Source organism: Sanguibacter sp. A247 (genome assembly GCF_052324925.1).
In the GTDB taxonomy this organism is placed as follows: domain Bacteria; phylum Actinomycetota; class Actinomycetes; order Actinomycetales; family Cellulomonadaceae; genus Flavimobilis.
The window spans coordinates 416876-427931 of record NZ_JBQPRE010000003.1 but is presented as its reverse complement, the minus strand read 5'-3'; the positions used below and the strand labels follow the sequence as shown (position 1 = coordinate 427931).

General features: G+C 70.3%; 10 protein-coding genes. 5 read left to right on the top strand and 5 right to left on the bottom strand.

The window, feature by feature from the left end; all coding sequences use genetic code 11:
- Window positions 1-56: 56 nt before the first annotated feature.
- The gene (panB, locus tag ACTVCO_RS10160) at window positions 57-890 is read right to left on the bottom strand and encodes a 3-methyl-2-oxobutanoate hydroxymethyltransferase (protein ID WP_443728297.1); all 834 of its coding nucleotides are present in this window, start codon (window positions 888-890) and stop codon (window positions 57-59) included.
- Window positions 887-2617 (bottom strand): NAD+ synthase, encoded by a 1731-nt coding sequence (locus ACTVCO_RS10155; RefSeq protein ID WP_443728296.1) that lies wholly within the window; start codon window positions 2615-2617, stop codon window positions 887-889. The genes panB and ACTVCO_RS10155 overlap by 4 nt, the downstream gene beginning before the upstream one ends.
- Before the next feature lie 139 nt (window positions 2618-2756).
- On the opposite strand from ACTVCO_RS10155, the gene ACTVCO_RS10150 reads away from it, so the two are divergent.
- Both ACTVCO_RS10150 and ACTVCO_RS10145 read left to right on the top strand, forming a co-directional pair.
- Window positions 2757-4094, top strand: coding sequence for a glutamine synthetase family protein (locus ACTVCO_RS10150; RefSeq protein ID WP_443728295.1), 1338 nt, complete (start codon window positions 2757-2759; stop codon window positions 4092-4094).
- Window positions 4095-4110: 16 nt separating this feature from the next.
- A complete protein-coding gene (locus ACTVCO_RS10145; protein ID WP_443728294.1) occupies window positions 4111-7191 on the top strand; it encodes a bifunctional [glutamine synthetase] adenylyltransferase/[glutamine synthetase]-adenylyl-L-tyrosine phosphorylase in 3081 nt (1026 codons plus the stop codon).
- 6 nt (window positions 7192-7197) lie between these two features.
- On the opposite strand, the gene ACTVCO_RS10140 is transcribed toward ACTVCO_RS10145, so the two are convergent.
- Window positions 7198-8448 (bottom strand): AI-2E family transporter, encoded by a 1251-nt coding sequence (locus ACTVCO_RS10140; protein WP_443728293.1) that lies wholly within the window; start codon window positions 8446-8448, stop codon window positions 7198-7200.
- A 367-nt stretch (window positions 8449-8815) separates the two neighbouring features.
- On the opposite strand from ACTVCO_RS10140, the gene ACTVCO_RS10135 reads away from it, so the two are divergent.
- From ACTVCO_RS10135 to ACTVCO_RS10125, 3 genes are all read left to right on the top strand, one after another.
- Window positions 8816-9049 carry a DUF2188 domain-containing protein gene (locus ACTVCO_RS10135; RefSeq protein ID WP_443728292.1) on the top strand — a complete coding sequence of 78 codons (234 nt, stop codon included), beginning with the start codon at window positions 8816-8818 and terminating at the stop codon, window positions 9047-9049.
- A gap of 221 nt (window positions 9050-9270) precedes the next feature.
- The gene (locus ACTVCO_RS10130; protein WP_443728291.1) at window positions 9271-9537 is read left to right on the top strand and encodes a hypothetical protein; all 267 of its coding nucleotides are present in this window, start codon (window positions 9271-9273) and stop codon (window positions 9535-9537) included.
- Between the two features lie 81 nt (window positions 9538-9618).
- Window positions 9619-9870 carry a hypothetical protein gene (locus ACTVCO_RS10125; RefSeq protein ID WP_443728290.1) on the top strand — a complete coding sequence of 84 codons (252 nt, stop codon included), beginning with the start codon at window positions 9619-9621 and terminating at the stop codon, window positions 9868-9870.
- A gap of 63 nt (window positions 9871-9933) precedes the next feature.
- Here the strand turns inward: ACTVCO_RS10125 and ACTVCO_RS10120 are convergent, their stop codons facing one another.
- Together ACTVCO_RS10120 and ACTVCO_RS10115 are read right to left on the bottom strand one after the other, a co-directional pair.
- Window positions 9934-10428 (bottom strand): hypothetical protein, encoded by a 495-nt coding sequence (locus ACTVCO_RS10120; RefSeq protein WP_443728289.1) that lies wholly within the window; start codon window positions 10426-10428, stop codon window positions 9934-9936.
- Between the two features lie 66 nt (window positions 10429-10494).
- Window positions 10495-11043: a hypothetical protein gene (locus ACTVCO_RS10115; protein WP_443728288.1), complete on the bottom strand. Its 549-nt coding sequence runs from the start codon at window positions 11041-11043 to the stop codon at window positions 10495-10497.
- Window positions 11044-11056: the final 13 nt, after the last annotated feature.

The window sequence follows — 11056 nt, the reverse complement described above, 5'->3', positions numbered from 1 at the left end:
CCCCCCCCCCCCCCCCCCCCCCCCCCCCCCGCCGTCGTCGCGCCGAGCGCTGCTGCTCAGCTCGTGTAGGTGTGCTCAGGGCCGGGGTACGTGCCTCCCGTGACCTCGCTGACGTAGTCACGCGCGGCCTGCGAGAGCGCCTCGCCGACGCGCCCGAACTGCTTGGCGAAGCGCGGGGCCCAGTCGCCCATGCCCGCCATGTCGAGCCATACGAGCACCTGGCCGTCGCATTCGGGACCGGCGCCGATGCCGATCGTCGGCACGTGAAGGATCTCGGTGACGTCGCTCGCCAAGGGTGCGGGCACCATCTCGAGCACGATGGCGATCGCCCCGGCCTCCTGCAGCGCGAGCGCGTCGGCCTTGAGCTTGTCGGCGGCGTCGCCGCGGCCCTGGATGCGCTTGCCACCGAGGACGTTCTCGGACTGCGGCGTGAAGCCGAGGTGCCCGACGACCGGGATGCCCGACTGTGTGAGCAGCTCGACCTGCGCCGCGATCCGTCGTCCGCCTTCGATCTTGACGGCGTGGACGCCCGTCTCCTTCATCATGCGCACCGCGCTTGCGTGGGCCTGCTCGGCGGAGGCTTCGTAGCTGCCGAAGGGGAGGTCAGCGACGACGAACGCGCGGCGGGCACCGCGGGCGACCGCGCGCGCGGCGGGGATCAGCTCGTCGAGCGTCACGGGCAGGGTGTTCTCGTGGCCGAGGATGTTGTCGCCCATCGAGTCGCCGACGAGGAGCATGTCGACACCGGCCTCGTCGAAGATGCGCGCGGTCGGCACGTCGTAGGCCGTGAGCATCGTCAGCTTGCGGCCCTGTTCCTTGGCCTCGCGCAGGTGGTGGACGCGGACGCGCCGCGGCGGAGTCGTCTGGTCTGCTGCGGTGTGGTCGGTCATGGCTGCTCCTCGGTCGGTTTCGTGGTGCTGGCGCTGGCGCTGGCGGTCAGGCTCGTGGCCTGGACGGTCTCGGGGGTGGCGGGTGCTTCGCGCCGTCGGCTCGTCACCGGAAGGCGTCGGTCGCGTCCGAACGCCAGCGCGGTGACCTTGGGGCCCGGCGGGTACTGGCGGCGCTTCCACTCGGCGCGGTCGACGAGCCGGAGCACGAGCGCGATCGTCTCGGGGTCGTGGCCGGCCTCGAGCAAGGCGTCGTGGCCCAGGCTGCGTCCGACGTAGTCCTCGAGCACCGCGTCGAGCTGGTCGTAGGGCGGCAGGGAGTCCTGGTCGACCTGGCCTGGTCGGAGCTCGGCCGACGGTGGCTTGGTGATGGACGACTCGGGGATCGGGGGGAGCTCGCCTCGGTCGAGCGCGTGGTTGTCGCGCCACCGGGCGAGCGCCCACACGCGCGACTTGAGCACGTCCTTGATCGGCGCGTACCCGCCGACCGCGTCGCCGTAGACGGTCGAGTACCCGACGGCGAGCTCTGACTTGTTGCCGGTCGCGAGCGTGAGGTGACCCTCGGCGTTCGACAGCGACATGAGGATCATGCCGCGGACCCGGGCCTGCAGGTTCTCGGCGGCGATGCCGTCGAGCGGCAGGGCGTCCTCGAAGGCAGCGACGGTCGTGCCGATCTGCTGGATGCGGTAGTCCGCGCCGATGCGGCGGGCGAGGTCGGCCGCGTCGTCCTTGGAGTGCTGCGAGGAGTGGACCGAGGGCATCGAGACACCGACGACGTTCTCGCCGCCGATCGCGTCCGCAGCCATGACTGCGACGAGTGCGGAGTCGATGCCACCCGAGAGACCGAGGACGACGGAACGGAAGCTGTTCTTGCGGATGTAGCCCGCGAGCCCGGCGACGCATGCGCGGTAGACCTCTTCGTCGGGGTCGAGCGGCCGTGCGATGCGGCCGCGCGTGAGCGGTGTGCCGCGTCGCGGGACGGGGTGCAGGAGGAGGTCGGGCTCGAGCTGGGCGCAGCGTGCGACCACGTCACCTGCGGCATCGAGGACGAAGCTTCCTCCTTCGAGGACCAGGTCGTCCTGCGCGCCGACCTGGTTGACGTAGGCGACGGGTGCTCCGAGCGTCGCTGCGGTGCGTCGGGCATGGGCGAGGCGTTCGGGGTCCTTGCCCTCTTCGTAGGGGGATCCGTTGAGGACGAGCAGCAGGTCGAGGTCGGCGCCCGCGAGGTCGTCGACCGGCCCGTCCGTGCGCCAGAGGTCCTCGCACACCATGAGCCCGACGCGGTGCCCGTCGGCCTCGAACACGACGGACGTCTCACCGGGCATGAAGACCCGGGCCTCGTCGAAGACGCCGTAGGTGGGCAGGTGGCGCTTGTCGTACGTGGCGACGATGCGGCCGTCGCGCAGCACGACGGCGCGGTTCGTCGGGCGCGGCCCGGCCGGGGTCGCCACGGTTCCGAGCGTTCCGACGACGACGGTGATGTCGCCGTGCCCTGCGCCGGCGAGGTCGCGTGCGAGCGTGTCGACCGCGGCCGCCGCGTCGTCGCGGAAGGCGGCGCGCAGCGCGAGGTCCTCGACCGGGTAGCCGGGGAGGGTCATCTCGGGGAAGGCGACGAGCCGCGCGCCGTCAGCTGCGGCCGTCGCGACGGCCTCGCGGATGAGACGCGCGTTGCCGGTGAGGTCGCCGACGCACGTGTCGACCTGGGCGAGCGCGATGGAGAGCTCTGGCATGGCTCAAGCCTAGGACGTGCGGCGACCTGCGGGGTCGCGGGCGGGACGTCGTCGCGCTGGAGCCGTGTCTGGCGGGCCCCGACGTGCCGAGTGTCGGTCGTGCAACGTGCTTGAAACACTTCTCGGGCAGGATGGTCACATGGACAAGCAGCAGGAGTTCGTGCTTCGCACCGTCGAGGAGCGCGACATCCGATTCATCCGCCTCTGGTTCACCGACGTGCTGGGGATGCTCAAGTCCGTCGCGATCGCACCGGCTGAGCTCGAGGGTGCGTTCGCCGAGGGCATCGGCTTCGACGGCTCGGCGATCGAGGGCCTCACGCGGGTCTACGAGGCAGACATGGTCGCCCGTCCTGATCCCGCGACGTTCCAGACGCTTCCGTGGCGTGGGGACCGCAACGGGACGGCCCGCATGTTCTGCGACCTGCTCAACCCTGACGGAACCGAGTCGCTGGCCGACTCCCGGCACGTCCTCAAGCGTGCGATGGACCGCGCGGCCGCGAAGGGCTTCACGTTCTACACGCACCCTGAGATCGAGTTCTACCTCTTCAAGGGCCCGCTCGGTCAGGGGCTCCCGCTCGTCCCGGTCGACCGCGCCGGCTACTTCGACCACGTGGCACGTGGCAATGCGCATGACTTCCGTCGAGCCGCGATCCAGATGCTCGAGACCATGGGCATCTCGGTCGAGTTCTCGCACCACGAGGCGGGCCCGGGGCAGAACGAGATCGACCTGCGCTACGCGGACGCACTGACGACCGCGGACAACATCATGACGTTCCGCACGGTCATCAAGGAGGTCGCGCTCGAGCAGGGCGTGTACGCGTCCTTCATGCCGAAGCCCATGGCGGAGCACCCGGGATCAGGCATGCACACGCACCTGTCGCTGTTCGAGGGTGATCGCAACGCCTTCCACGAGCCGGGCGCGCAGTATGAGCTGAGCCGCACGGGTCGCGCGTTCATCGCGGGCCTGCTCACGCACGCGGCCGAGATCACGGCGATCACCAACCAGTACGTCAACTCCTACAAGCGCCTGTGGGGCGGGGCTGAGGCACCGAGCTACATCTGCTGGGGTCACAACAACCGCTCGTCGCTCGTGCGGGTGCCGATGTACAAGCCCGGCAAGGGCAACTCCTCGCGCATCGAGTACCGCGCGCTCGACTCGGCCGCGAACCCGTACCTGGCGTTCGCTGTCCTGCTTGCGGCGGGCCTCAAGGGCATCGAGGAAGGCTACGAGCTCCCCGAGGGTTCGGCCGAGGACGTCTGGCTGCTCACCGATGCCGAGCGCCGTGCCGCGGGGATCGAACCGCTTCCTCAGTCGCTCGACGAGGCTGTGCGTCTCATGGAGCGGTCGGAGCTCGTTGCCGAGACGCTCGGTGAGCACGTCTTCGACTTCGTCCTGCGCAACAAGCGTCAGGAGTGGGAGAACTACCGCTCGCAGGTGACGCCGTTCGAGCTCGAGCACTTCCTGCCCGTCCTGTGACGCGGGTCCGCGGTCGATGAGCGTTCCGAGCACCTCACCGGGAGGTGGCAGGCGCGAGTCGGCCGGGACGCGGCTGCGGCGCGCGGGCTTCAGCGAGGTCGCGCGCGCCGAGGCTTTTCTCGGCGATGCCGCGCTTGCGCGCGTCCTGAGCGATCGGGATGCGCTCGTCGCCGCGCTCGCACCCGTTGCCGACCCCGACGCGGCGCTGCTCGCTCTCGTGCGTATCGCCGAGGCGGTCGCGGACGGACCCGAGGAGCCCGTCCTGCGGGCCGCGCTCGCGACCGACGACGACGCCCGCGCCCGGCTCCTGGCCGTGCTGGGCGCGTCGGTCGCCCTCGCTGACGAGCTCGTCCGGCATCCCGACGTTCTCGGCGCGGTCCTCAGCGGCGACTCGCCCCTCGACGCCGATCCCGTGCAGGTGCGTGCGGAACTACTGCGGGCCGTCGCTGCGGATCCCAGGGCGGAGGTCCCCCTCGCGTGCGGTCTTTCGCTCGCAGCTCCGCAGGCGGCCTCCACCTCCGAGGTGAGCGCCGCGACCGACGCGTTGCGGCGGGCCTATCGTCGTCGTCTCGCACGCGTCGCCGCTTGGGACCTGGCCGCGCCCTCGCCGGTCGACGTCCTGCCCGAGGTCGCTGCCGCGCTCTCCGACCTCGCCGCTGCCGCGCTCGAGGCGGCGCTCGCGATCGCGCGGGCGGGCCTGCCCGGCCACGGGGCCGAGACTCGGCTCGCGGTCATCGCGATGGGCAAGTGCGGTGCGCGGGAGCTCAACTACGTCTCCGACGTCGACGTCGTCTACGTCGCACAGCCCGTCGAGGGCGCCGACGAGGCCGCTGCGCTCGCCGATGGTGCGCGCCTCGCGGCGGCGCTCGCACGCGCGTGCGCGCAGCCGTCGGGGGAACCGCCGCTCTGGACGGTCGACGCGGCGCTGCGGCCCGAGGGCAAGGACGGGCCTCTCGTCCGGACGGTCGCCTCCCACCGCGCGTACTACGACCGGTGGGCGAAGACCTGGGAGTTCCAGGCGCTGCTCAAGGCGCGGTTCGTCGCGGGCGACGCGGAGCTCGGCGCCATGTACCTCGAGGCGGTCTCGCCGCTCGTGTGGCAGGCGGTGACCCGCGAGAACTTCGTCAGCGATGCGCAGGCGATGCGTCGTCGCGTCGAGGACCACGTGCCTGCTGCGGAGGCCGATCGCCAGGTCAAGCTCGGCAAGGGCGGCCTGCGGGACGTCGAGTTCACGGTTCAGCTGCTCCAGCTCGTCCACGGGCGCGGCGACGCCTCGATCCGGGTGGCCACGACGCTCACGGCCCTTGATGCGCTGACCGACGCGGGGTACGTCGGACGCGACGACCGTGACGAGATGGCACGCTGCTACCGGTTCTTGCGCGTCCTTGAGCACCGCCTCCAGCTGCACCGGCTCTTTCGCACTCATCTGCTGCCGACGGCTGACGCGGATCTGCGCCGGCTGGCGCGCTCTGTGGGGCTGCGTGCCGAAGGCGCTGAGGGAGTGCTGGCGGCCTGGCGGCAGACTCGACTCACGGTGCGCGCGATGCACGAGCGGCTCTACTACCGGCCCCTTCTTCCGGCGGTCGCGCGGCTCTCCGCGTCCGAGGCATCACTGCGTCCCGAGGATGCGCGGGCACGGCTCGCGGCCATCGGCTACCGGGACCCGGGAGGTGCGGTGCGGCACATCGCGGCGCTGACCGACGGCGTCTCACGCCGGGCCGCCATCCAGCGTCAGCTGCTCCCCGTCATGCTCGGCTGGTTTGCTGAGGGGGCGGACCCGGACGGCGGGCTGCTCAGCTTCCGGGTGCTGTCGGACGAGCTGGGGCGGAGCCACTGGTACCTCAAGCTGTTGCGGGACTCGGGCACGGCGGCGCGTCGACTGGCTCGGCTGCTCGCGGGGTCGCGCTATCTCTCGGACGCGCTGTCGCGCTCACCCGAGTCGGTGTCGTGGCTCGGTGAGGATGCCGAGCTCGCGCTGCCGGGCGTGGACCGTCTCGCGTCTGAGACCGATGCCATGCTCAGCCGCGCCGAAGATGTCGTCTCTGCGGCCCACTCCGTGCGCGCGCTGCGCCGTCGTGAGCTTGCGCGCACCGCGGCGGCCGAGGCGCTCGGGCTGACCGACGTGCTCGCGGCCGCCGAGGCGATCTCTGGGATCACCGACGTCGTTCTCGCTGCCGCGCTGCGCGTGGCGCACCACGCGGTGTGCGCCGAGAGGTCGCACGAGGCTCCTCTCGCCGATGTCCTCGTCATCGGCATGGGGCGGTTGGGTGGCCGCGAGTCGGGGTACGGCTCGGATGCTGACGTGCAGTTCGTCCACCGACCCCGCGGGGGCGCGGGGGAGTCGGAGGCGCACACGTATGCGACGGCCGTGGCGACCCGGCTGCGGCAGCTGCTCGGGGAGGTGAGTTCCGAGCCGTCGCTCGAGGTTGACGCGGACCTGCGACCTGAGGGGCGTCACGGGCCGCTCGTGCGCTCGCTCGAGTCGTTCACCGAGTATCACGCGCGGTGGTCGCTCATGTGGGAGGCGCAGGCCCTCCTGCGCGCCCGACGTGTCGCGGGCCCCGAGGACCTGTGGGACGCGGTCGCCCCGATCATCGATGCCGTGCGCTACCCGGCTGAGCTGCCGACCGAGCGGGCGCGCGAGGTGCGGCGCATGAAGGCACGCGTCGAGGCCGAGCGGATGCCGCGCGGCACCGACCCGGCGCGCAACGTCAAACTTGGCCGTGGTGGTCTCGCCGACGTCGAGTGGACGGTCCAGCTGCTGCAGCTGGAGCATGCGGGGCGTGTGGCCGCGTTGCGGACGACGTCGACGCTCGGTGCGCTCGACGTGCTCGCGGCGCACGGCCTCGTCGAGGCCTCCGACGCTGACGTGCTGCGTGAGGCGTGGCTGCTGGCGTCGTCGGTGCGCAACGCGAACGTCTTGTGGTCGGGACGAGCAGACGGGACGGGCACCGACCTGTTGCCGTCGGCGAGGCGTGATCTCGAGGGTGTTGCGCGACTGCTGGGTCATCACGACGCGAACGAGCTCGACGAGCTCTACCTGCGGACCGCGCGACGGTGCCGTGCGGTCGTGGACCGCGTGTTCTACGGGGCCTGAGCGCGCTCAGGCGTCCTTGTCGTCCGCTGGCGCGTCGGTCGGCGTTGCGTCGGCGGGTGCCGCGCTGGCGGGCGCGGAGTCGGCGTCGGACTCGACGCTCGGGACACGCACAACCCCGGAATCGTCGGGATCGTCGGTGTCCTGCCAGCCGTCAGCTGGCAGGTGCTCACGCAGGAGCGTGGAGTCGACGAGCTCGTGGCGACGCAGGTAAGTCGAGGCGACGGCCTGGATCGTCGCGGCGACGGGGAGCGCGAGGAACGCGCCGAGCGCGCCGAAGACGGCGCCGAACGCAAGGACGACGATGAACGCGACGGCCGGGTTCATCTCGAGGGCCTTCTGCGAGATCTTCGGCGAGAAGAGGTAGTTCTCGATCTGCTGGTAGACGACGATGAACACGAGGACGGCGAGTGCCTTCATGGGGCTCTGCGCGAGCGCCAGAAGGATGGGCAGCGCGCCACCGATGTACGTACCGATCGTGGGGACGAACTGCGAGACGATACCCGTGAACAGGGCGAGCGGCAGCGAGTACGGGATCCCGAGGATCATGAGGAAGACGAGCGTGAACGCCGTCGAGAGGAACGCCAGGACGAGGCGAGAGTTGATGAACCCGGAGACCTTGACCTGCGTGACGTCCCAGAGGTGCAGCACCGTCACCTGGTTGCGCGGTGCGAGCCACGAGCAGATGGCGGCCCGGAACTTGGGGCCGGCCGCGCACAGGTAGTAGACGACGAGGCCGATCGTCATGACGGCGAAGACGAAGCCGAGGAGCGAGGTGCCGATCCCGAGCGCGGATGAGGCGATGTCGTCACCCCAGCCGTCGAGCGCCTGCCCGAGGAGCTTTGACTTCTCGGGAAGCTCGACGCCGAACGTCGTGTCAGCCCACGTGCGGATGCTGTCGTACGCGTCGGGCACGGACTTGCCGAGCTCGATGACCTGCGTGACGAACATCGTGCCGAACATGGCGATCATGCCGGCGATCGCCACGAACGCACCGCCCATGACGACACCGGTCGCCGCACCTCGCTTCCAGCGGTGGCGCACGAGCCACACGATGAGCGGCTCGAGCATGAGCGAGATGAACAGCGCGATGACGAGGTTGGTGAAGAGCGCCGTGAGCATGCCCATCGCGCGCCAGGCGAGTACGCCGACGATGGCGGCGACGACGGTCATGACGAGCGCCTTGGGGAGCCAACGCGGTGGCCTGGCCGCGGGATCGACGTCGTCGATGTAGCGGGGCTGCACGTCAGGAACAGTCACGGGGGCCTCCAGCGGGCGCGATGCGGGCAGAGTGAACCTACCGCACGAACGACGGGGCCCGCGCGCAGCATCTGCGCGCGGGCCCGTCGTGTCGGTGACAGGTGGTCAGCAGTCGTAGTAGAGCTCGAACTCGCGTCATCTTGCGGGTTCGGAGGAGTCATGTTGGCAGGCGCGGGATCCTGCGGCTCCGCTCGTTGAGTGCGGTGGAGAAGGGGTACCGCTGCGGATGCTCCTGCGGACTCCGTGCGGACTGCACGCGGACAGCGGCGTCTGTGCAGGATGTCCTGTGCGGCCGCAGGGGTCCTCATGCGTGACGAGTGTCCGTGGCTTGTGCCAGGCTGCCCGATCGACGAGAGGAGGTGAGAACATGGCAGAGCAGAGACACGTCGTGCCGGGCGCGCAGGGAGGCTGGGACGTCAAAGCACCTGGGGCATCCCGCGCGTCCGCGCACACGGACACGCAGGCCCAGGCGCAGGCACGTGCCCGCGAGATCCTCGGCAACGCCGGGGGCGGCGAGATGCTGACCCACGGCAAGGACGGCGCGATCCGCGCGAAGGACACGATCCCGAAGGGGAACGATCCTCGCAACATCCCCGGCTAGGCGAGTGGGGCGCGACCAGAGCAGCTGGCCGCGCCCCACTGGTCAGTACCCGCGGGCCATCGCTGCGGCGGCGGTCGTGATCTCGGCCTGGACGATCGCCTTGACGGGGCGGCCGTCGACGAGCAGCGTGAATTGCGCGCCGTGGAGCGCTCGTCGCATCGATTTGGGGTCGACGACCGCGACGCCGGGCTGCGGGCCGCCAGCCGTGGCAGCGTAGGTCCATGGCCGAGCACTTTGAACCACGCCACCACGACCCGCTGCGCGACGCGGAGTGGTTCGCCGCGCAGATCGACATGTCAGTCGACTGGGTGCGCCACAACACGAAGTCGCTCCCGCACCACAAGGTGGGAAGGCTCGTCAGGTTCGACGTCCACTGCCTCGACCTGCTGCGAACACAGACGGCCGTGGTGCCGTTGGACGCGATGATGAGAACCGCGCGATCCCAAGCAGCGCACCGGCGCGCAGAGAGGCGACACCAAGAGCCCTGACACGCCTCGCGGCGATCTTCGTTGACAGTGATACCCCCCTCCTTATAATCCCCGCACTCATCCACGAGGTAGGGAGTAAGCATGTTGGGTCGCATCATTCGCAAGTTCGATCACCAGCCCATCGAGGTGGGGACCGTGTGGAGAGGGCACGAGGCCCCACTCACGGTCCGGGTCGATGTCGTGTGTGCCGCCGTCGACCCCGATCGGTACGAGGGTCGCGTCTCTGTCGGGGGCATGCTCGTGCACTCGGTCTCAGCGGAGAGCGTCGACGGAGCACAGCGCTTGGGCTCCGAGTGGTTCAGGCAGCGCCTGGCCGTGGTGCTCGAAGACTGACCTCGGTCCTCGCGGGCGCCGACTGTGAGAAGTCGGCGCCCGCGACGGGCGCCGGGTGGTCAATCACCGGAGGGCCGTCTGCAGCACGTTCCGGTCGGTCCGCGCCGCCCCCTGGATGCCGCTCAGGACAATCTCGGCCGCCGTGCGCTTGTTGGTGCCGACGGTATTGCTAACCTCGAAGTGCATGTTCGCGAGGGCGTCAATGAGCATGTGCACGAGGCGCTCGTTGTTGTCGCTGGCCGTCGCGTTCGCGCCTGACTGGGGTGTGACCTTCGGGGCGGCCGGCGCGGCGAACTCGGCCTGGGTGAGGTTCGTTGCGAACCCGGAGAGCGACTTCTGCGCCGTGGCGTAGCGGTCTTCCATGCCGCCGGTGGAGCCGTCGACCGTGAACCGGCCCAGGGACTTGAACACGCGGCTGGGGCTCTTGATGCCGAGCTGCTTCTTCACCTCGGCGGTGACCTTCGCGGTGAGGGTCTTTGTGGCGGCGAGCAGCTTGGCGTCGTCGGCCTCGAGGCCCCTGATGAAGCCCTCCTGCGCGGCGATGCCTGCGCCGTACATCTGGTCGGCGAGGTAGGTGCCCGCGGCGTCGGACCAATTGCCGAGCGCGGAGTAGTCGGCGCTGAGTTACTCGACCTCGGCGGCCGTACCGGAGAGCAGTACATCGGCGACGGTGATGCCCTCGGTGGTGCCCAGCGCGGCGACCTCCTGCACGAGCCCTGCGCGGATGCCTTTGGAGACGAGAGCCTTGAGCTTGCCCGCGAACGTCCTAGCCTTGGCGGACATCGTCATGACCTGGCTGGAGACGCTGGCGAACGTGGTCTTGCCCTTGACCGTGTGGCCCCACTGGTCAACGGTGTCCTGCCCGATGCCTGCCTTGAGGTCGAGCTCTCCGCGGATGGACGACGAGGTCGAGGACTTGAGCTGGTCGTACTGGCCCTGCATCTCCTCGAGTCGCGCGTTGGCGTTCTCGAGGCGCGTGGCGATGATCTCGCGTCCCTCGGCGATGTCGGCGAGCGTGGCGGCTTTGACGGCCTTGCCTGCCGCGCCCTTCTTGACCTTGCCGCCGTCGGTGAAGCCCGCCAGGAGCACCGTGAGGCCCTTGGAGCCGCCGTTGGCCCAGATGCTCTTCGTCGTCTTTCCCTGGGCGGCGAGCGTCTTCTGCGCGGCCTTCACTGCAGCGGTCGTG